Source organism: Brevibacillus brevis, from assembly GCF_022026395.1.
In the GTDB taxonomy this organism is placed as follows: Bacteria; Bacillota; Bacilli; order Brevibacillales; family Brevibacillaceae; genus Brevibacillus.
Genome location: NZ_CP041767.1, coordinates 2,303,024 through 2,325,063, shown reverse-complemented (window position 1 = coordinate 2,325,063; position 22,040 = coordinate 2,303,024). Strand labels below are relative to the sequence as shown.

Here is a 22,040-nt window from a genome sequence, read left to right as displayed (position 1 = left end):
AATGAGTGCCCAACGAAACATGCAGGGTGAGATCGTGCCAATCAAAAAACGACCCTCAAACGGGGTCGCCACTCAATCGTCTTTTTTCATCATGCTGTACTCATCACGGATCATCGTTACGTTTTCCTCATGCTGTGACAACTCCAGCTTATAGAGGATATCGGCAAGCACCGCTGCATAGATCAACGTTAACTCCCCGGTGTTGACCGGCTCACGAAAGTAGCTTCCGATCATTTCATAGCCTTTTCGCTTATAGGATGTGGTATCTTCCTCTTCCAGTGCTTCACATAGCTCGCCAATCAGATCATCCAGTGCCAGCCTTGCGCGCTCATAAACATCTGGCTGGTCATGTGATAAAGCGTCTGACTCTTTCGTCGTCCCCACTTACCCCTCCTCCTTTATTCCTAGAGTGGGGCACGCGGCTGGGCTTTATGCAGATTCTTGTTCCGATTTCTTCGCAGGTGGAACTCGGATTCCCGTCAACGCCTGAAACAGTACGCGTTGGTACTTCCTCTCGGCATCCGGATCAGGTCGATCCAGTAGTGTTCCGAGCACTGCCCCTAGAAAGCCGAGGGGTATAGAGACCAATCCAGGATTCGTCAGTGGAAATAGTGGCTCCGCACGAATAAGTCCGGTTACGGGATGCATAACAGTCGGTCCCAAGAAGACAAGGACTACTGATGCCGTTAACCCTGTCAGGACACCACAAATCGCTCCTCTTACAGTAAACCGCTTCCAATACAAGGTAAACAACAGCAGTGGCAAATTGGATGATGCTGCGACCGCAAACGTCAGCGCAACCAGAATCGCCACGTTCATTTTTTCTGCACCGATCGCCAGCCAAATGGAGATCACGCCCACCGCAACTGACGAAAGCTTTGCCATGGTGACTTGTTCTTTTTCTGATGCCACCCCTCGCCTGATCAGATGACTGTAGACATCATGCGCGAATGCAGAAGAGGCGGAGAGCACGAGTCCTGTCACGACCGCCAATATCGTCGCGAAGGCAACGGCAGCAATATACGCCATCAAAAACTCTCCGCCGAGAGCATCCGCCAAGAGTGTGACAGTCAAATTCCCCCCGAAGCCCACATTTTTCAATGCCTCGTAGCCTACAAACGTGCTCGCCCCGAAACCGAGGAAGATCGTCATCAAGTAAAAAGCGCCGATGACCCAGGTAGCGGTGTAAATCGAATTACGCGTCGTCTTTGCGTCCTTGACTGTGAACAACCGGGAGATAATATGGGGCAGTCCCGCGGTACCGAGAATCAAGGCCAAATGCAGGGAGATCGTTTCAAGCGGATCATGAAGCTGATTACCCGGCTGCAAGAACTGTTCCTGAAGAGGTGTAATCGTACTCACATGGGAAAACATTTCGGAGAAGCTCCAATCAAAACGTGCAAACACGATCAGACTTAAGATCAACGTCCCCGTCAGGAGCAAAATCGCTTTAATAATCTGAACCCATGAGGTCGCAACCATCCCGCCGAACACGACGTAAAATGTCATCAGGCTCCCGACAATCAGGACCGCCGTATCGTAACGGACTCCCAATAAATAATGAATGAGGGCACCTGCCCCAACTAATTGCGCCAGCATGTAAAAAATCGTAATTAATAGTGTCGTACAGGCAACAACGCCACGCAGCCAAAGACTGTCAAACCTGACGGCAATCGCGTCTGCCAACGTATATCGCCCCAAATTATGCAACGGCTCCGCTACTAAAAACAAAATAATCAGATAAGAGACAAAAAAGCCAATCGCATACACGAACCCGTCAAAGCCGTACATCGCAATCGTTCCCGCAATCCCCAAAAACGAAGCAGCACTCATGTAATCTCCTGCAATGGCAATGCCATTTTGTAACCCATTCAAGCGATTTCCAGCTGCATAGAAATCTCTCGTCGTTCCTGTCTGTTGGGCAGCCGAATAAGTGATGGCCATCGTCCCGATAATGACGGCAAGGAAAAAGATGATCGTCGTCACGGACAATACCTCTCCCTTCTTGCAAAAATGAAAAAAAGACCAGGGGCTAACCCCAGCCTTCTCTTCGTGGCATGAGCTTCCTATGTTTACTGTTTCTACGCTGAATCTTTCATTCCTGTATTCGCTTTCACCAAAATTTCATCGTACTTCTTATCATCACGGGAGCTGGACAACAAGGTTCCGATCCATGCTGCCAAAAACCCTAACGGGATCGAGACAATACCCGGGTTCGGTAACGGGAACAGCGCTTCGCCGACCAAAATAGCTTTTCCAGCCACAGGATTCCAAACGTTCGGACTCAACGCAACCAGAATGAGAGCGCTGAACAATCCGACGAGCATCCCGCTGATTGCTCCCGCCGTATTGAACCTTTTCCAGAAGATCGTGAACAAAATCACTGGTAGATTTGCACTCGCCGCTACTGCGAAAGCCAAGGCAACAAGGAAAGCCACGTTCAGATTTTGCGCAAACAAGGCGAGCAAGATAGAGACAATCGAGACTCCGACAGACGCCCATTTGGCCATCTTCATCTGCTCCTTTTCCGTTGCTTTTCCTTGACGTAATACGTGTCCATAAAAGTCGTGCGCAAACGCAGAAGCCGCAGTCAGCACCAGCCCAGCCACTACCGCGAGAATGGTAGCGAAGGCAACCGCGGACACGAAGGCGAACAAGAAATTTCCGCCGAGTGCTTGCGCAAGCAGAGGAGCTCCCATATTACCTGCCGGGTCCATATTTCCCGCTCCGACAAACGCTGCCGCCCCAAAGCCGAGGAAGATCGTCATGACATAGAAGACACCAATGATCCACGTCGCGTACACGACCGACTTGCGAGCTGTTGTGGCATCTTTTACGGTGAAGAAACGAATCAAAATATGCGGCAATCCAGCTGTTCCGAGCACAAGCGCGAGATTCAGTGAAATCGTATCGAGCCCTACTTTAAACTTGTTGCCAGGATTGAGGAATTGTTCTCCCAATGGTGTCGCCGTCTTCATTTGCTCGAACATTTTCAATAGATTAAAATCGAATTTGGCGAAAACCATCATAGAGATGATGAATGTCCCGACCATCAACAAAACTGCCTTTACGATCTGCACCCACGAGGTCGCCGTCATCCCTCCGAAGACGACGTAGATCGTCATCAATGCCCCTACGATCAATACGGAGGTCGTGTAATCCAGCCCCAAGAGCAGCTTGATCAAGGCCCCTGCTCCAACCAATTGCGCGATCATGTAAAAAATCGAGATGGCAATCGAATTGAGAGCGGCGACACCACGAACCTTTTTATTGTCAAAACGCGCGGCTATCATATCAGCCATCGTGTATTTTCCTAAATTACGCAAAGGCTCTGCTACCAAATAGAGCACAACGAGATACGCGACAAGAAAACCGATACTGTAGAAGAATCCATCAAACCCGCTCAACGCAATCATTCCGGCAATTCCCAGGAAGGAAGCAGCGGACATGTAATCTCCCGCAATCGCGAGGCCGTTTTGCCAACCCGTCAAGCCTCCTCCAGCGGTATAAAACTCACTAGTCGTATTCGTCTTTTTCGAAGCGTAAAAAGTGATGACAAGCGTCAATAGAACAATGACGAGAAAGAGTAAAAATGCAGTAACGTTCATTAGCCCCTTCCACCTGCCTCTTGTTTGATTTTCTCAACGAGCTGATCAAACTGCTCTGCCCGCCTCGTGTACAGGATACAGAGACCCCATGTCATGACGAACTGAGCAAAGGCAAATACCCACGCCCACGAAATGGCTCCAAACGCTGGTTGATTCAGTACGGTGAAGTAGGAGGTTAAAATCGGAAGGGTAAAGTAAAACACGAAGAAAAAAATAGAAGATGGCAAAATAAATGCTTTTTTTCTTCTTAAAAGCTCTTTGAAAGTGGCTGACTGAATCACTTTTGCATAATCAACAGCATCCTTCTTCTGATCCTCGGCTTTTTTTGCCGAAGCGGATTTGCCCATGGGAACCTCCCCCTCATCTACAAAAATGTAAGCGCTTCCTACATTGTAGAGAATCCTTTTCTAACCGTGTATTTTTCTGCGCAAGATGTCGGGGAGCGTGTGTCAGTGGCAGATTTTTAACCACGATCTGCAAACCAATGGATCACCAGGCTTACTCCTCGAGCCGTTTGAGCAAATCCTTAGCGGAGGTCCGAGACACGGGGATACGTGGTCTACCTTCTCCCTTCAAAATCAGGTTGTAGGCACCGTTGAACCAGGGTTCGAGCTCGCTTATGTATTGAAGATTGACCAAATAGCTTTTGTGGGTACGGAAAAAGTCGTATGCGAAAAGCTTATCCGCCAGTTGTGTCAGGGTCATTCTCGTCGAGTAGGTAGCCGTTTGGGTGACGATTTGCACATATCGCTCCTCCCGCACTGCATAGACAATCGTCGCTGGATCAATAACCACTAATCTGCTGTTGTCTTCTACCAACAGCTTGGTTCGTTTGGTCTGGACAGGCTCTACTTTTGGCTTGACCAGACGCTCTCGTATTCTTTGCATCGTTTCTACCAACCGCTTGGGCTCCGTAGGCTTCAACAAATAGTCGACGGCGTACAGCTTAAATGCATCGATGGCAAATTCCTCATACGCGGTACAAAAAACGATGAGGGGATGCTGCTTGCGTGAAGCGAGCATTCTCGCTGCCTGCGCTCCTTCCAGCTCAGGCATTTTCATATCGAGGAAGACGACATCCGGCTCGTGCACATCGACCAATTCCAAAAGCTCTCGCCCGTTAGTAGCATAGGGCAGCAGTTCTACGTCTCCTTCCTGTAGCAGTAAATAACTCAGTTCTTCGCGTGCTAGTCGCTCGTCTTCTGCAATCATGACGCGTATTGGCATCAGGCACTCACCTCTTTTGTAATCGGAATCGTAAAGGTAATCGTACTGCCGCCTTCTGGTTTATTGGCAAAATGAAGTTGGGCATCTTGTCCGCACAAGCTGATCAGACGTTGGTTGACATTATGGATGCCAATTCCGTTGCCCTCCTTACTCTCCATGGGCACCTTTCCTAGAACTGGCAGCAAGTTGTCTGGAAAGCCTTGTCCATTATCTTCGATTTGAAAAACAACATGCACATCCTCCCGTTTCACATGGAGAATGATCTCACCGCCGTTCGTGATGTCGCGAACACCATGCTGAATGCAGTTCTCAAATAACGGCTGCAACGTGCCAGGGGGAATAAGAGCTTCCTCTACCCCCGCATCAATGATAGTGCGAACGGCGAATTGCTCGGAAAATCTGATTTTGATAATTTCCAAATAAGCATGCAGGTGATCCAACTCCTGTCTCACGGTGACAAGCGGACTCGCTGTTAGCTTCAGGTTAAAACGCATGAACACGCCAAGCTGAATGGTCATATGCCGGGCCAGCTGCGGATCAATTCGTATCAAGGTCACAATTGAATTTAATGTGTTAAACAAAAAGTGAGGATGAATCTGTGCCTGTAGCATCCGCAACTCTGCATCCTTCATCAAACCTTTCATTTGCTCCGTGAGAGATAGGGTCAATTGATTGGAGATCAGGTTGCCAAGCCCTTTTGCCAATGCTTCCTGGACCCTTCCTATTTGTTGCGGCCTCCGATAATAGAGTTTGATCAGACCAACGACGCTGTCCCCCTCTTTAATCGGCACGAGAATCGCGGCATGCAGGCTACAATTTTTCCGCTTGCACCCGACACTCTCTCGCGACAATCCCTTGTCGATTCCACCGCTATACAGAGCCCGCTTATCGAGCTCGCTATGGAGCGCTTCTCCCGGATGATGATGATCTGCCCCCACTCCAACGTGCGCAAGAAGCCGTTCTCGATCGGTTACCGCAACGGCTGCTGCTTTCGTTTCTTTTTGTAAAACGAGGGCTGCGGACTGAGCCGTTTGCGGTGTAAGCCCCCTTTTCAGGTGTGGCAAAATTCTTTCCGCTATCGTAAAGGAACGCTCCGCCTCAATGGCAGCCGAACGTTCTGCCTCTTGCAAGGCAACCCGTATCATCGTCGTAAAAATCGCAATCGAAACGCTGTTCGTCAGCACCATCGGGATTCCAATTACGTTGACCATGGTTCGCGCCAGCTCGGGTGGAGCTGCCATGATCAATAAAAGCGACATCTGAATAATGGGCGCGAACATGCCGATGAACATGGCTTTGGACGGAGAAATAACCCGCTCCTGTGAGAAAAAACGCGCTACATATCCTGCCAGCAACCCCGTGATCGGGATCGACAAGCCCATCGGTACTGCGGCGAATCCTCCCAATTGAAAGACATGAAGTCCAGCCATGACACCTGCCCCCAAGCCAACGAGAGGTCCCCCTAGCAAACCTCCAATAACGACCCCTACCAAAGTAGAATTGGCAATTATTTCATCATGGGACAAACGAAATATCCAAAACGCAGGAAGATAGCTCTCCCCTTGCACGACCACTCCTGCATATGTACCTGCAATCCCAAACAACCCGAACATCACGGAAAATGCAATTGACGTCCCTACGTGCAATTCGCGGTCTAAAAGCTGGCGAAACAACGGTGTCCTTGTCAAAATAAATGCCAGCGTCAAAAGAATGCCCATTCTTTCAATGAGCAATAACGTGAGATTGTCCACCGTAGCCTCCCTTAGTTTAAATCTTCTATAAATTCCGCATATTACCCACAATTCCCTGCTGGACAGACAACCTCGTTGGGCTAATTGCATACGCTGTGTGTGCAATGCTTCAGGAGAAGGGTGATCATGCCATGTGTGGAATTGTAGGATGGATTGATTGGGAAAAGGACTTATCTGGTGAACGTAATGTGTTGCAAAAAATGACCCAATGCCTCAAGGATCGAGGCCCTGATGCAGAAGGCTTTTGGCTGACTCCTCGCGCAGCCCTCGGTCATCGTCGCCTTGTGGTCGTAGACCCTGCTGGCGGACAGCAGCCCATGTCGGCTCTCAAAAACGAACATGCCTGCACCATGATTTACAATGGTGAATTGTATAATACTGAGGATTTGCGAGCAGAGCTGCTTGCTTGCGGACATACTTTTCAATCTCACTCGGACACGGAGGTGCTTTTGCACACGTATTTGGAGTGGGGCCCAGAATGTCTGTCAAAGCTAAACGGAATCTTTGCTTTTGCGATCTGGGACGAACGCGAACAAAGATTGTTTGTCGGTCGTGACCGTATGGGGGTTAAGCCGCTGTTTTATGCGCAAAGAGGCAGTTCATTTCTGCTTGCCTCTGAGCTGAAAGCCTTGCTCGCTCACCCCGAAGTCAAACCAGAGCTCTCTCGTGAAGGCTTGGCGGAGGTTTTCGGAATCAGTCCCGCCCGTACGCCTGGCCATGGTGTTTTTCACAACGTACACGAGGTTCGGCCCGGCGCTTATCTGTTAGTGACGCGGGATGGCGTCAAGCAAAAACGCTACTGGCAGCTCGAAAGCCACCCACATACAGATGACCTGGAGACAACAGCGGAACGTGTCAGGGAGTTAGTCACGGATTCGATTGAACGCCAATTGGTTGCGGATGTGCCCGTTTCGACCCTCTTGTCAGGTGGGTTGGACTCGAGCATTATTACAGCCGTTGCGGCAAATCATTTTCAAAAAACAGGCCGCGGCACCCTGCACAGCTACTCCATCGATTACGTCGACAACCGAAAACATTTCAAGGCGAGTGCTTTTCAACCGAATGAGGATGAACCTTTTGTGCAACTCGTTACAAAGTTTCTCGGAACCGAGCACCACACGATTGAGTTCGACACTGAAGATTTGATCGAATCCTTGAAAACAGCGACACTCGCCCGCGACTTGCCGGGGATGGCTGATGTAGATGCGTCCCTTTACCTGTTTTGCCGCGAAATAAAAAAAGAGACAACCGTCGTCCTCTCTGGAGAATGTGCAGATGAAGTATTTGGCGGGTATCCGTGGTTTCATCGTGAGGAGCTGTTAAATGCCGGAACCTTTCCTTGGTCGAGAGCGACAAAAGAACGTGCCACCTGGCTATCCCCTGATCTTCGTGATTGGGTCAAACCAGAGGAATACGTTGCCATGCGATATGAGGAATCTCTCAATGAAGTCCCACATCTTCCAGGGGAAGATCCGATTGAAGCTCGCCGACGGGAAATGTTTTATTTGAATATAACGTGGTTCATGAACACATTATTGGATCGCAAAGACCGAATGAGTATGGCGGCCAGTCTGGAAGCGCGTGTCCCGTTCTGTGACCACCGTATCGTGGAATACGTTTGGAACATCCCATGGGATATGAAGACGTACGGGCATCGGGAAAAAGGAATTTTGCGAAAAGCCATGGAAGGAATCTTGCCTGATGAGGTTTTGTACCGCAAGAAAAGCCCGTACCCAAAAACACACAATCCAGCCTATACGGAAGCCGTTCGCTCTTGGCTGCTGGATATCATAAACGACTCTTCCTCTCCACTGCTTCAACTGGTAGATGTTCCAACGATTCGAAAAATTGCTGAGTCAGATGCACAGGCTTCGAGCATTCCGTTTTTCGGTCAGCTCATGAGTACACCTCAGTTGTTCGCCTATCTCGGTCAGCTGGATTATTGGCTGCGGGAGTACCGTGTTTCCATTCGTACGTAACGGTATAACAAAAGCTCCTCGCCCCTTATGTTTCGGGGGAATTGAGGAGCTTTTCGTTACTTTTTGGTTCTTCCCCGTTGCTTGGTTCTACGTACGGGTTGTGCCTTCGGGTTGAGGGGTATGGTAGCCAGAGATTGATATCTCAGATCAAACTGCTCGCCTGAGCGTTTCATGATCGTGAACGTTTTGGTTGCGCCGACTCGGATCAAACGGTAGTCCACTCTTGTTTTTTTCCCTCCCCCGCTCAGGATCGCAGCCACGGTCCGATGATCCGGCAGATTCACTTTTATCTGCAACGACAGCACGGTTGCTGGAAAAGGCGGGATGTCACGGTAAGGAACACAGAGCTTACCTTTCAGCATCCGCAAATGGAGATTCCGAATCATCACTTCCGTCAATTGCTTCCCCCAATACCGGCGGAAAATACGGGAGATTTTTCGTTTGGTGTTGTATTTTTCGGGCAATGGCGTGTAATCCACACCGTTTACGGTATAAACAGGCTTTCCTCTCGGCGAATTCGCGATCTGAGTCCAGACATGCTCTGCTGAAGTGATAAACTGTTTGAGCCTCTGCAACTCATCCAAGGGATTTCACCTCCTCCATAAACCGTATGGTGGTGGGCTTATGCTAGTACGCCCGATTTCAGCGCTCCAAACGCAAACAGACAACAATTCTGAACATACATATAAATTGCAATCATATTATCGGGATGATAGAATATAAACCGCTTTCACTTCTCTTGTCGGGAAGTGCGTTTTTTTGCCTTTTAAGTTTAGTACTATTTAATTTCTTGGAGGTTGTAATGAATTTTATCATTCCCATCGCTGGCATACTCATCGTGATCGGGTTAGCATTGTTAGGGAGCAATAGTCGAAAACAGGTCAAATACAGACCGATCATCGTCATGATTGCTCTGCAATTTTTGCTCGCCTTTCTTCTTCTGCATACCAAGTTTGGGTTTATATTCGTTTCAGCCATTTCCAAATCGTTTGAAAAGCTTCTTGCTTTTGCTGCGGAAGGAATCAATTTCGTATTTGGCAATCTGGCAAACGACGGACAAATGTCCTTTTTCCTTGGTGTTTTGCTCCCAATCGTCTTCATTTCCGTCCTCATCGGTATTTTGCGTCACTTCAAGATTTTGCCGATGATCATGAAAGCAATTGGCTTTGTTCTGAGCAAAATTAACGGCATGGGTAAGCTGGAGTCTTACAACGCTGTTGCTTCTGCTATTGTCGGCCAAAATGAAGTATTCATCACGGTGAAAAAACAGCTCGGTTCCTTGCCGGAGCACCGTCTGTATACGCTGTGCGCGTCAGCCATGTCAACAGTTTCGATGTCGATTGTCGGTGCGTACATGACGATGATTGAGCCAAAATACGTTGTCACGGCCCTGTTCTTGAATCTGTTTGGCGGCTTTATTATCGCTTCGATTATCAACCCTTATACAGTGAACGAAGAAGAAGATTTACTGGAGATTCAAAGTAATGAAAAGCAGTCCTTTTTCGAAATGCTCGTCGAGTACATCATGGACGGATTCAAGGTAGCGGTAGTCGTGGGAGCCATGCTGCTCGGTTTTGTTGCTTTGATCGCAGCTGTGAATAGCTTGTTCGGCATGATTTTCGGCTGGACGTTCCAAGAAATGCTCGGATTCGTCTTCGCTCCTTTTGCCGTCCTGATGGGCATTCCTTTTGGGGAAGCGATGACGGCTGGTAGTATCATGGCGACGAAGCTCGTAACGAACGAGTTTGTAGCGATGATCGAGCTGGGAAAAGTCGTATCTGAACTGAGCCCACGTACAGTAGGAATTCTCTCCGTCTTCCTCGTTTCGTTCGCGAACTTCTCCTCTATCGGCATTATCGCTGGTGCGGTGAAAGGGCTGAATGAGAAACAATCCAATGTGGTTGCTCGCTTTGGGTTGAAGCTGTTGTTCGGTGCCACGCTGGTTAGTCTTTTGTCTGGTATCGTCGTCAGCTTTGTTTTGTAAGTGACATAAAAAAGTGTCCCTCTGCCATGTGCAGTAGGGACACTTTTTTGTATGCAAAGGGTATAGCTAAAGTTCTCTTACAAAAAAAGGATGATTGCATGATTTGTGGAAATGAACCAAATAAAAAAATATTTGGAGGAGATAAAATGAGTGACATTGGAATAAATGAACCGAGTCAAAAGCTCGACATCGGTGGAGTTAGACTATGTTTCAAATATTTTGGTGAAATAAGTGATTTTCCGACGGTGGTTTTTGATTCTGGTTATGGGTGTACATTGAACTACTGGAGTTCGATTGGTGGTGACATTTCTAAGCATACTAGGATGTTCATTTATGACCGAGCAGGTATAGGGGAAAGTGAAAGTGATAAAAGACCTCGTCATAGTCAGCAAATCATTGAGAATCTTAGAAGCTTGCTTCAGAAAGCAAACGTGTCTCCCCCTTACGTTTTGGTCGGGCACTCTTTTGGGGGATTGAATGTTCGACTATATGCAAGTACATTCCCAGAAGAGGTTGCCGGAGTGATTTTATTAGATCCATGTCATGAAGATCAAAATAAAGTCATGGTTCCTTTGTTCTCTGATGAAGTTCAAGCAGCGTACTATAGTCAGTTTGTTCTTGAAGGTTCTATTCAAGAGATAGAAGAAAGCTTTGAACAAGCTCGGAATTCTAAATCACTTGGCAACAAGTCACTCATTGTCGTATCGGGTACATTACAACCTCATCATAATCCCGAATCTATGGCTGCTTGGGTCCACTTACATAAAGAGCTTACGAAATTATCAACCCGCAGCAAGCATATCATCGTTGAAAATGCTGGACATGCCATTCATATTGATCAGCCAAATGTTGTCGTAGATATCATTAAAGACATGCTGTTTTTGTGTAAAGCTCAAAAATAATTAAGATGAATTGGTTTTACAGCAACTATGATCATTGGGCAACTCCCTCACTATAACCCTTGCTATCCTTTCGGGTAATAAAAGTAACCAGCGAGTGTCCGGCTACAATCGAGACACTCGCTGATTTTTATCGTATGACCTTCTCCACATCGACACGCCCGGAAAAAAAGGTAGCTCCTCCCCCCATGTCCGCGATGCGATCCGGGGTCAGCGCATTTACATAATGCTTTGAGTGAGGAGCATCAGCCCACAAGCCTTGACTAACCACCACTCCCGGTAAAACATTTTCTCCTATCGATACAACCAGCTCGCATTCTCCCCGCTCATTCCATATGCGGACCGTATCTCCGTCACTTATGCCTGATACAGACGCATCTGCCTCATTCATATGCAAACGTGGTATTTTCTCCATTTTCTTATGCTTCTCATTATTCGAGAACGTGGAGTTCAAATAGTTGTGATTCGGTCCCGGCACAAATAAATACGGGAAATTCCCATCATTTACCAATGGCGTGTACGTCGGTAATGGGGGCAGCCCTCGTTTTTCCATTGCCTGCGAGTAAAGCTCAATTTTGCCACTTGGTGTGGGGAGATGTTCCAAAAAGAAAGGTTCCAAATTTGCTTTGGCATATTGTTTTTCGACCAAAGTTTCATACGTGATTCCTTCCAAATGAGGATTGCCGTGCCCCTCCAACGCCTGTCTGACCATCTCTGCATCACTGTCTTGAAAAACAGGTTCGTCATACCCCATGGCGGCAGCCAGCAAGCGGAAAACATCCGTGTTGGACTTGCTCTCTCCAAACGGGGCGATCACCGGTTGCTGAAGTTGAATGTAATGATGCCAATACGACGTGTAAAAATCCGTATTTTCATAAGAAGACGTCGCTGGCAAAACGATATCGGCATAAAGAGCCGTCTCCGTCAAAAATAAATCATGCACAACGGTGAATAAATCCTCTCTCGCCAAGCCTTGCCGTACTTTGTTTCCATCCGGTGCAACAATGGCTGGGTTGCTCGTATAGACGAAGAGCGATTTCACCGGCGGCTCTGTATTGAGCAACGCTTTTCCAAGCTCATTCATGTTAATGACTCTCGTCTGTTTATTGGCCAGCAAATCTGGTCGCTGCACGGCAAGCTTGTTGTGCTCCAAGAAACCTTTATTTCCTTTATTGGCCCCACCACCTTTGACGAGCCACTGCCCTGTCAGGGCCGGAAGACAAGCAATCGTCCTTACACACATTCCACCATTGTCGTGATGCTGAATGCCGTTTCCAATGCGAATAAAGGACGGCGAAGTGGTGCCATACATTCTCGCCAATTTGTAAATATCGTCGACAGGGACTCCCGTTATGGCTGATACGGTAGCAGGATCGTAGGTACGAACATGCTCCCTGAGCTCTTCATGTCCTACCGTATACTTTTCCATAAAGGCTGAATCCACCAAGTTTTCTGCAAAAAGCACATGCATGATACCCAAAGCCAAAGCTGTATCTGTTCCGGGTAAAATCGGGATAAACCAATCAGCCCATCGACCCGTCTGATTTTTATGGACATCGATCACGACGATCTTCGCCCCATTTTTTCGAGCCTGTTCTGCAAATACCACTTGATGCATGTTGGTGCTGACCGTATTGATTCCCCACATGATGAACAGCTTGGAATGAACGGTGTCTTCCGGATCTGTTCCAAAAGCTCCGCCCATCGTGTAGCTGTACCCTACAGCCCCTGCACTGTTGCATATCGTACGGTCAAGTTGACTGGCCCCCATACGATGGAAAAAACGGCGATCCATTCCTTCGACACTAATTCGCCCCATGTTCCCGTAAAAGCTGTAAGGCAAAACGCTCTCGGGACCGTCTGAGTCGATCAAGGCACGCCAGCGTTCGGCTATGGTAGTGACCGCTTCCTCCCAACTGATTCGAACAAACTCCCCGCTCCCTTTTTTGCCAACACGCTTCAATGGATGCGTGAGTCGCTTGGGATCGTAAATGCGCTCTGTCATGTTGCGGACTTTGTTGCAAATATTCCCCTTCGTCACCGGATGGTTCGGGTCCCCTTCGATTTTGACGATTTTCCCCTCTTTTTTATGAAGGAGCAATCCACATTGGTCCGGGCAATCAAGTGAACAGACTGCTGGAAAAACACCGTTTTCCTGTGTCGTATAAGTCATGGAGGTTCCCTCTTTCTCCTAACCATAAATGGCTTTTATACGCTATTATAATCGATTGAAAAAAGAAGGCACTACCCCTGCTGAATGAGAAGTTCATGAGTTTTAAATCGCGGTCAATAGCAGAGAAAGGCTCCAAATAGCCACGGCAATCAAAGCCGCTATCCCGTTCCTAGCATGTTCCCCTAAATCAAGTGCTACTGGTGACAAGAAAAGAACAAGCATTGCTTCATTCCATACAAAGAAGGTTAATTTACAAAACACTTTTGTATGTAAGGAATGTGTAGACTTTTTATACCACGATCTTCATATTGTCTAAAACAACTAAGTAGCCCCTCTCCATAATAGTACATGTCTGCCGACACAAGCATACTGCCAATCGATTTTGCAACTCAAACATACTATTACTTTACATCGCAGTATCGCACGTTGAGGATTTTTTTAGACGTATTTTGCATGTTCCGATATTGTTTGATAAACCTCCATCTATGGATTGTCAAGTGGCTTGTGAGTACTTTCGTTATTTATACATAATTGATATTATGTATAATTATCTGGATCCCATGATAATGACTGAGTAAACCCCTACTGTGAACTGTCGAGTGACACAAATATAGGTACCAAAATGACACAAACATGTATACCGTTCATCTGGAACGTATTCACCCTTGAATTATAATCAGCAATTACAAGTAAATAGTGATTATGAAACCGCCCCGTTGGTATACATGTTTGTGTCATCAGACATGAACGGATTACGTTTTAAAGGTGCTTTTGTTACAAACACTGCGTAGTCCATGTGGTTCCAAATTGAATAGCTGCTATTTTGTAAAACTAGCATTCTTTACAAACCAATTTGAGCACCTTGGCTGTCGTGATGGTAGGAACGCCGATTGCACTTACGTTCGGGGTGCCGGTCGGCACTTGCTTGGTGACCTTATCGGTTGGCGTGCCGTATTCGGACTCATATCTCTTCTTGCTCTTGTTTTATTTGGTTGGGTTCTTTGCAAAGTGCCGGATTATCCTTAAAGTAATAAAAAACGCCAATCCGGTAATGGTTGGCGGCTTAGCGCATATTTTCGTTAAAATGCTGGCGGTCCCCCTTTTACAGTTTGTTATTCCTTAGGCATTTCGTTAAAGAAAGCTACCTCATCGACTGCCAGCCTCACAGTCGGATGACCGGGCTTCGCCGCCTTGCCGATGGCGATCAGCATAATCGGAATGTAGCGTTCTGATATGCGGAAAGCTTCCATGAACTTTTGTTTGTCGTAGCCGCCAATCGGTACCGTGTCGTATCCTTTAGCGCGGGCGACAAGCATGAGTTGCATCGATACTAGCCCGCCGTCGGTATAAGCGATTTGGCGGATGTCCTCGAGTGGCATGCTCGAATACATGCCGGTATAGTGTTTAACCATCGATTTTGCCGTATCCGCAGGCATGAAGCCCGCATCGACAGCTTGACCGTAAATCTTCTCGGCCATCCGGATGTTCTTGAGGTCTCCAAGAACGGCGACGACAGCCGAAGCTTCGACCACTTGCTGTTGATTGAATGCGATCGGAAGCAGCTTCTGCTTCAGCTCCGGCGCGTCGATAACGAGAAACCGCCACGGCTGCAGGTTAGCGGCTGAAGGAGCCAGCGTGGCTTGCCGCAGTATTTCGGCCAGTTCCTCCCGCGAAATTTTGACCTCGGGATTATAACTACGAACCGACCGGCGTTCTTGAATAACATCGAAAAAAGGTTGGTACTCCATCGTTTGCGATGGTTGTGAAATTGACATGGTTCTCTCCTCCTTTTGGTTTGGAAAAGCTGCATGCAGTTTTTCGTTCAAATACAACACTGGTTGTTTGAACAACACTTGTTGTATTTGTAGGTTATAATAACAACTGATTGATGCGCAATCATCAATAACCCTAAACCGTTGTATAGACAACACCATCTCTATAATGTCGTTTTTATGGGGGAGATCCTAACCATGACAATGAAAAAGAATGAAGCTGATCCTCGTGTGGTACGTACACGGCGACTCCTTCAAGACGCTTTCGATTCACTAATTCAAGAGAAAGATTTTGAATCGATAACCGTTAGGGATATTGCAGAGCGGGCTACTGTTAACAGAACGACTTTTTATGCGCACTTTGTAGATAAGTTCGAAATTCTTGAGGCCAAACTAATGGAATCATTTATGACTATCATAAATCGTAGAATAAGCGGTCATGAAGTATTAAATGAAGAAACAATTCAGAGTATTTTTCTGGGTGTATGCGATTTTCACAAGGGTCTAAGCACTATGTGTAAAAGAAGGTATGAATCGCTTGGACCTGTATTCGAAATTCAAATAAAGGAAAAAATTCAAACGATTCTTCTTTCCTTTATAGACGAAGACAAGATGCTATCGAGTCCAAACGCGCAATTCTTAATAAATACAGCTTCTATCATGTTAAGTTGGGGGATGTATGGGGCGGCTTACGTTTGGAACAATGAGGGGCGTCTAATTAGTGCGGAATCATTCGTTAAACAGACAATGCCCTTAGTGATGAACGGAGCCAAAGAACTGCTGGGATAGGTCCTGCCGGTATTTCTCTATCCTACCCGTTCAGATGAAACCATTATCTTGAATCAAGGTTGTTGTGTAACACAATGAATCATCCCGCTATCCTTGTATGCTGTACGACGGCCTGGCCCCAATACCATGGATCTTTAGAAGTAATAACCAACTAATCCGAAAAGTTACCTTTTCGGATTAGTTTAGAGAGGCGTTGTTGAAGTAAAGAAGGTACCCAGTTAATCCTATTATCTGACGACACAAAGATTCTACCATTCCGCGATACAACCAAGCTTTCAAATAGTGTTACGATTAAGCTGACACCGTCCTCTCTCCTCAGATAAAGAGGCGCACACTTGGTGTGCAATGAGGTTCAAGAGCCGTACTTTAAATGAGTTTTTCTTCCTGTTAATAGACAAATAGTTGGAAGAAAATTTAACTCGTTGAACTTGAGCATATCTAGCGGATTAGTTTAATTGATGTGAGTTGGCTAATCAAGAAGGCTGTGCCTCTAAGTAGATATTTCAACAAATGGTGCTGCCCTAGATATGATTTATTTACTTCTGTTTAATTGTTCGATTGAATTCCAACCTACAGGAGGGCGTCTCCCTTTTGAAAACCAAACGCATCCATTGCTAACCCAATTATCTCTCCATTTTTTGTAAACCGCCTCTTTATCAGGTACATCATCGTCATCATAACCATAGTGAATCCCACAACACGGGCATATTTCGTCTGAAGGTATTCCCCTTTCATTGTATGGGGCCTCCAAAAGTTCATTATAATTGCAAACAAAGCACCTGTTCATATTGATCATCATCTCCCTGGTTGCCTACTCCAATAAGTAGGTGATGTAGGTTTAAAGAAGGTTCTAGTATAACCACGAGAATTATAGGAACCAAAAATGTTGGTATTTTGGTCATACTCTCTAATCTTTCCCTCGCAATCAACCTTAACCTGAGAATTACTTCTATTTTTAAAGAAGTCATTTGCCATTTTGCATATTCCACTGGGGGTTGAGACCAAAGTCTGATCCATGTCTCTCGAAATGATCCTGTAGAAAAGGTAGTTACACTAGTTTCTTATCATCCAAAGTAATCAATACGTCTCCGCTAGAAGGTCTTTAGCTTTGAGCCACTCTTTTCCAACAATATTTTCCAACAATCCAGAAAGGATGTTCATCCGTTATTAACCTAAGCGATTCAGAAAGCAAAAACATTTTGTTTTCACCACGCTAAGGGTGTAACCGGCTTTATTGCTATGCTTGGTTCAATGGCATCAATGATTCTAGGATCTCCTACATCCACACATCCGTTAAAAAATAAAGAAAGGCTTCAACCCCTAAGGGATTGTCTTTCTCTACACCAACGTGTCAAGGGTTCGCTTCGCCTTACGCCCTTCACCTTGTTGGTTCCATGAAAGATGTCCCAATTAGGGGATGAAACCTTTTTAATATCGGTTGATTGAGTTTACACAAAACCCTTACAGACCCGAGGCCTTGTTAGAATTTATCAAATAAGGTCCTCCAACTCTATTCAACTAAGTTTACATGAAATCGGTTCTTTAATTTTGACCATGTGGCGTTAAGAAATTCAACCTTGTTCGTAAACCCAATATAATGCTTAAAATTTTCTTCGTCAAAAGTTGCATAATATTCTTGTTGGAATATCATATTCGAGTATTTCGAAAAGTCGTCGCCATCCTTCACAACAACACATCGAAACAAACTGTCGATATCTATCGCTTTTATAATCTCGTCCGTTGTCTTTACTGAGAACCAAATAATATTTGGTGGAGTATTATTTGGTTTGTCCCAGTGAGGACTTGTCTCTTCCCACGGCAATACCCATTCGGAATTAGTAAATAGACGTCTTTCATTGATGAAATCTTGAATCTCCGACTCGAATAAATGAAGATTTCTCTCATAGAAGGAGAATAACAGCAAGGAATCGTTTTCTATTAGAAAACTAAGAATTTGAGCAACTTCCTCAGTTGACACATTATGTTTTAACATTCCAATTAATTTTATAAAGTTAAGTTCCATGCTATTCTCCTAATCGTTAAAGTAGAAATGTTGGTCTGATCTAGTTCTCCCTGTGTTTGGATCAATATATTGAAAGTGAGTTGGGTTATATTAGTTAAGATCGATTACATCTTTTTGGAAAGAATGAATAGCTTTTTTTAAAATTACATTGGAAGGGCTACTCTGGTGCTTTCTATATACTTAAAATCACTCAAACCAGTTTTCATTTTACTATCACTTTAAATCCTCTTCCATTTTTCTCTGCATCAGTAAAGACTTGGAGTAATTTCTCTGCATAATCGCCTAGATATTCAACACTTTTTTCATAATTCAACCATTCAATCGTACCTCCAAAACTTATTTAATGGCAGTTGGCTGCTATGCCATCAGCGTCAAATATGGCTGCCAAATCACTGATTTTTGTTCTTTGCCATACAGCTTGGAATGCTGCACAATCAAATCATATTCTACCGTCACAATATCCACTCGATCAATCGAGATCTTTGCCTGCCAAATATAATTCGAAAAGCACGGTTTCTTTCAAAATTTTAGATTTCGCCAAACGTGCATCGTCTTTGAATTCGCGTCCATTCTTTTCACCAGATCGAATAAAACAATTGTACCGTCATTGGCAATATCAATACATTTCCCATTCTTTTTGTAGCGATGATGGGCCGTTTTTTTGAAATGATATTCAGCCGAATCTTTGCCATTGTCAAAGCTCCCTTTGTTCGAACCTGTAATATGTAACGCTAATGGGTTAAAATTCAAACATTTTTGTGCGTACAGGCATATTAAAGGAACACATACGGGGATAATTAGGGTTAAGTTCATTCAGTACGTTCCGCCCAATTTTTTCGGCACTGGGTAGTGTTCATTTTGCTCAAAAAGAACCACCCTACGCCGGTTAAGGCGTAGAGTGGCGCTAAGTTAATAGATCCTAATGACAGTAAAAGGAGTTTTGAATTTGTTATTTCCGAAACAAATCATTTGTCACCCCTCCATTAGTAGTAATATGGTTATTAACGACAATCGTTTTCTGTTGATGATGACTATTTTTTCCAATGACTTTGATGCCACTTTAGATTCTGTCATACTTTGTAGCACTATAGTCCAAGCGCCCAAGCAAATAAATAACCACGCTAAACTGTAAACTCCGTTTCAACTTAATTGACATGTCTTTATGATCACATGATTAGGTAAACTATTCCACATCAGCATTTCAGTTAGGCTTAAAGTGGTCCGAATCTTTAAAATGAGAATCATTTAAACCTCTTTGTAGGCGCACTCTTTACGTTATAACACGCTGAGAGATACAACAAGAAGTTGCTAGTAAGCCTAGGTGTTCACTGAAAATAATGTATTAGACTCGAAAAATAAAGGGTACCGGCAATATGAAAAACTCGTGTTCCTTAGCGTACAGGAATACGAGTTTTTTATTACATCCAAGTCACATTTTGTTGGCGGTACCCCCCCAAAAATACCATGTAGGCTGTGGCCACGTTTGCCACAAGAGGTACAATTCGTAACAAGCGATTTGCTACTTCTGATTATCTTCAGGAAGTAGCGAATATTCTAAACCCATAAAACTAGCTACGGAGAGCTTTTCTTCGTTGCTGACCTGAAATCGGTAATTAGCAGGAGACAATAGCGCCTTTTCATCATCTTCCGATAAATTTTCTTTTAGCTTTAGCTGTTGCGAAATCGTATACCGATTCTCTTTACTGTTGAACTCAATTTGAACGTGTGAAGGAGTCTCAGCAAGCAAATTTTTAATGGTCTCGTTGCCTGGCATATCTGCAAACGTAAAGTAAATGGGTTTTTCAGTATGCATCATTTTTTCTCTTAAATCGTCCGAAATTAAGATTCGTAACGTGAGTTCTGCCGAATTACCGTTTTTTGTTATTTGAAGCACGGATGTTTTTAGATTCTCCCCTGTAATTTCTTCGAAATAATCGTAGACAGTTACATATGACTTCTCTTTAGGGACTGTTACTGCCTCGCTACAGCCACTAAGAAGAACTATGAACAGAAGGAGAAGTATATGGAGAGGTCGGATCATAGATCTTTTGATTTTTTACTAGAATACTCTTTGTACGAGTATTTGACGTTAACGTAGTTAGAATCTACTACTCTGCCTTGAAAATATTCGTTTAAGCTTCCAGTTGTTTTTACGGCTTTTGATCCGTATTCAACGGTTGTAATCGTACGCTTTGGTATGACCCAACTGTGGGTTGTTTCTACAATGTCTTCATCTCCAAAGGAGACTTCTGCATTAATCCCCACTTTTCCCTCTATGATCCTCCAGTTGACTTTCGTCTCGGCTTCCACGCCTATTTTTCCGGTTAGAAATGTTTTTCTTGTAACCTTCCTTGAAAAGGTATCGTTTTCGCTACTATCGTTCTCAATATCAGCTTCATAAGATTTTGCTTTGTATAGGTCCTTCTTAGACATTTCATATACTTTGCCAGTCATATCATTGCCAAAGGGACCAATCTTAGATGAATCACTCTTTGTAAGGTCATCTGTAAAATCATACTCTACTGGGTTCTCATATACACGTTCAACGATTTTTAGGTTACCTATTTTAATAGTCTCACCTTGAGATACTGCGAAAGCAGAGCCAGCTCCAGATACAACTAAACTGCTAAGTAAGAGAGTTGCGAAAGAAATTTTCTTAATATTCATTTTACCCTCCTGTATATTTTTAGAAATTTTAAATTCAAGGGAATTATAACATATATTTCCAAATTGAGTTGCTATAACCTTAATTCAAATAAAACCTTATCTACTTTTTTCTTATTTTTGCATCATTTTTGATTGAATTACCAGGATGTACTGATCCAATTGCTGACTTAATTCCACGACTGCATCATCCAACAAATCATTCTTCTCCAAAAACAATTGCACCAGTTGCTCGCGTAATTGTTCCACAATGTTTTTCAAATGATCTACATCGTGATAAGTTCCTCCTTCCTGATCTAACGCTAGCGTGGTACATTTACTTATAGGAGCTGTATCTGCTCCTCCTGCGGGCGTTCCTTTAACCTGGCCAAGGGGTGGAACGCCCTTGATTGCGATACATATTTGCGAAGTTCTCGACATCGATCCAAGAGAAGTTGACGAGTGGAAAGACAGACGTATACCTAACTAAGAGCGGTTTCCTATGAGAAATGCAAAATTCAACCCTAAGATTAAATAAGCAAAAAAGCCGGATTACCGTGGGGTAATCCGGCTTTTTACTTATCGAGAGTACTGTTCACAGACATAGGACACCATCAGTGTGATGGCGCCCCTTTGTTTCCGTACTTAGAAATCCCAATCCAGCAAATCCTCCAGCAGTTCCCGGGAAAATGCTAATTGCTCCGGTGTGTATTTATCCAGAAAGCTCTTAAATCGCTGTTCAATGTCCTGATGCAACTGGTGATGAATCTTATACAGCTTTTGTCCCTTTGCGGTTAGCCGATAGTACACTTCCTTCTTATTATCAACCAGCTGTTGCCTTTTAATTAAATCAAGCTTCCATAACTTTTTGCTGATCCGTGTTATGGACCCTTTCGTTAAATTGACTTTTTCCGAAATCGTCGTGACATTTATGGGACCATGATCCCCGATACAGGCAATGAAATGAATTTCCGATAGGGTAAGGTTTAGCTTCATCCCCATCTCGGCTTCCAGCTTCTGCATCTCTTCTGCCATTCGGGCAGTCAATTTGCTTTCTCGCAGCTCTTGCTGCGTGACTAGCTGTATGTAAAGCTGTATGATCCGCTGCTTGGAAAGTTCTGTGCTTTGCATATCATGTCTCCTACATTACTATCTAATCTCCTCTCCATTATATACTGATTGTTTCGAGAAA

At 44.9% G+C, this 22,040-nt stretch carries 18 protein-coding genes and 1 pseudogene; 4 read left to right on the top strand and 15 right to left on the bottom strand.

Annotated features, from left to right (window positions below; all coding sequences use genetic code 11):
* Nucleotides 1–72: 72 nt before the first annotated feature.
* The 6 genes from FO446_RS11445 to FO446_RS11420 form a co-directional block, all read right to left on the bottom strand.
* Nucleotides 73–384, bottom strand: a complete 312-nt coding sequence (locus FO446_RS11445; protein ID WP_237900680.1) for a hypothetical protein — start codon at nucleotides 382–384, stop codon at nucleotides 73–75.
* 45 nt (nucleotides 385–429) lie between these two features.
* Nucleotides 430–1,992, bottom strand: a complete 1,563-nt coding sequence (locus FO446_RS11440) for a solute symporter family protein (protein WP_370648009.1) — start codon at nucleotides 1,990–1,992, stop codon at nucleotides 430–432.
* A gap of 89 nt (nucleotides 1,993–2,081) precedes the next feature.
* Nucleotides 2,082–3,608, bottom strand: coding sequence for a solute symporter family protein (locus FO446_RS11435; RefSeq protein WP_173609727.1), 1,527 nt, complete (start codon nucleotides 3,606–3,608; stop codon nucleotides 2,082–2,084).
* The gene (locus FO446_RS11430; RefSeq protein WP_017247858.1) at nucleotides 3,608–3,955 is read right to left on the bottom strand and encodes a DUF485 domain-containing protein; all 348 of its coding nucleotides are present in this window, start codon (nucleotides 3,953–3,955) and stop codon (nucleotides 3,608–3,610) included. The genes FO446_RS11435 and FO446_RS11430 overlap by 1 nt, the downstream gene beginning before the upstream one ends.
* 151 nt (nucleotides 3,956–4,106) lie before the next feature.
* Complete coding sequence (locus FO446_RS11425) at nucleotides 4,107–4,835, bottom strand: LytR/AlgR family response regulator transcription factor (protein WP_173609728.1); 729 nt, start codon at nucleotides 4,833–4,835, stop codon at nucleotides 4,107–4,109.
* Nucleotides 4,835–6,586 carry a LytS/YhcK type 5TM receptor domain-containing protein gene (locus FO446_RS11420; RefSeq protein WP_173609729.1) on the bottom strand — a complete coding sequence of 584 codons (1,752 nt, stop codon included), beginning with the start codon at nucleotides 6,584–6,586 and terminating at the stop codon, nucleotides 4,835–4,837. Before FO446_RS11420 ends, FO446_RS11425 begins: the two co-directional genes overlap by 1 nt.
* Nucleotides 6,587–6,717: 131 nt before the next feature.
* Between FO446_RS11420 and asnB the strand changes: the two genes are divergently transcribed.
* Nucleotides 6,718–8,565: an asparagine synthase (glutamine-hydrolyzing) gene (asnB, locus tag FO446_RS11415; protein ID WP_173609730.1), complete on the top strand. Its 1,848-nt coding sequence runs from the start codon at nucleotides 6,718–6,720 to the stop codon at nucleotides 8,563–8,565.
* 56 nt (nucleotides 8,566–8,621) lie between these two features.
* Here asnB and FO446_RS11410 read toward each other — a convergent pair whose 3' ends face one another.
* The gene (locus FO446_RS11410; protein ID WP_173609731.1) at nucleotides 8,622–9,149 is read right to left on the bottom strand and encodes a hypothetical protein; all 528 of its coding nucleotides are present in this window, start codon (nucleotides 9,147–9,149) and stop codon (nucleotides 8,622–8,624) included.
* Nucleotides 9,150–9,367: 218 nt separating this feature from the next.
* Between FO446_RS11410 and FO446_RS11405 the strand changes: the two genes are divergently transcribed.
* Nucleotides 9,368–10,549 carry a NupC/NupG family nucleoside CNT transporter gene (locus FO446_RS11405; RefSeq protein WP_173609732.1) on the top strand — a complete coding sequence of 394 codons (1,182 nt, stop codon included), beginning with the start codon at nucleotides 9,368–9,370 and terminating at the stop codon, nucleotides 10,547–10,549.
* A 146-nt stretch (nucleotides 10,550–10,695) separates the two neighbouring features.
* A complete protein-coding gene (locus tag FO446_RS11400) occupies nucleotides 10,696–11,451 on the top strand; it encodes an alpha/beta fold hydrolase (RefSeq protein WP_221867205.1) in 756 nt (251 codons plus the stop codon).
* 127 nt (nucleotides 11,452–11,578) lie between these two features.
* Here FO446_RS11400 and FO446_RS11395 read toward each other — a convergent pair whose 3' ends face one another.
* From FO446_RS11395 to FO446_RS11380, 3 genes and pseudogenes are all read right to left on the bottom strand, one after another.
* A complete protein-coding gene (locus FO446_RS11395; RefSeq protein WP_237900678.1) occupies nucleotides 11,579–13,621 on the bottom strand; it encodes a molybdopterin-containing oxidoreductase family protein in 2,043 nt (680 codons plus the stop codon).
* A 105-nt stretch (nucleotides 13,622–13,726) separates the two neighbouring features.
* Nucleotides 13,727–13,870, bottom strand: a pseudogene (locus tag FO446_RS11390) (glyoxalase); the annotation flags it as partial.
* 863 nt (nucleotides 13,871–14,733) lie between these two features.
* The gene (locus FO446_RS11380; protein ID WP_173609735.1) at nucleotides 14,734–15,396 is read right to left on the bottom strand and encodes a nitroreductase family protein; all 663 of its coding nucleotides are present in this window, start codon (nucleotides 15,394–15,396) and stop codon (nucleotides 14,734–14,736) included.
* 195 nt (nucleotides 15,397–15,591) lie between these two features.
* Between FO446_RS11380 and FO446_RS11375 the strand changes: the two genes are divergently transcribed.
* Complete coding sequence (locus tag FO446_RS11375) at nucleotides 15,592–16,182, top strand: TetR/AcrR family transcriptional regulator (RefSeq protein ID WP_173609736.1); 591 nt, start codon at nucleotides 15,592–15,594, stop codon at nucleotides 16,180–16,182.
* A gap of 1,510 nt (nucleotides 16,183–17,692) precedes the next feature.
* Here the strand turns inward: FO446_RS11375 and FO446_RS11370 are convergent.
* The 5 genes from FO446_RS11370 to FO446_RS11350 all read right to left on the bottom strand — a co-directional run bounded on the left by FO446_RS11370 (nucleotide 17,693) and on the right by FO446_RS11350 (nucleotide 21,979).
* Nucleotides 17,693–18,205 carry a hypothetical protein gene (locus FO446_RS11370; RefSeq protein WP_221867207.1) on the bottom strand — a complete coding sequence of 171 codons (513 nt, stop codon included), beginning with the start codon at nucleotides 18,203–18,205 and terminating at the stop codon, nucleotides 17,693–17,695.
* A 1,519-nt stretch (nucleotides 18,206–19,724) separates the two neighbouring features.
* On the bottom strand, nucleotides 19,725–20,099 hold the full coding sequence (locus FO446_RS11365; protein WP_229088032.1) for a hypothetical protein: 375 nt from the start codon (nucleotides 20,097–20,099) through the stop codon (nucleotides 19,725–19,727).
* Between the two features lie 143 nt (nucleotides 20,100–20,242).
* On the bottom strand, nucleotides 20,243–20,872 hold the full coding sequence (locus FO446_RS11360) for a hypothetical protein (RefSeq protein ID WP_173609739.1): 630 nt from the start codon (nucleotides 20,870–20,872) through the stop codon (nucleotides 20,243–20,245).
* 111 nt (nucleotides 20,873–20,983) lie between these two features.
* On the bottom strand, nucleotides 20,984–21,130 hold the full coding sequence (locus FO446_RS11355; RefSeq protein ID WP_229088030.1) for an aspartyl-phosphate phosphatase Spo0E family protein: 147 nt from the start codon (nucleotides 21,128–21,130) through the stop codon (nucleotides 20,984–20,986).
* 363 nt (nucleotides 21,131–21,493) lie between these two features.
* Entirely contained in the window at nucleotides 21,494–21,979 is a 486-nt protein-coding gene (locus FO446_RS11350) for a MarR family transcriptional regulator (RefSeq protein WP_221867209.1), read from the bottom strand.
* Nucleotides 21,980–22,040: the final 61 nt, after the last annotated feature.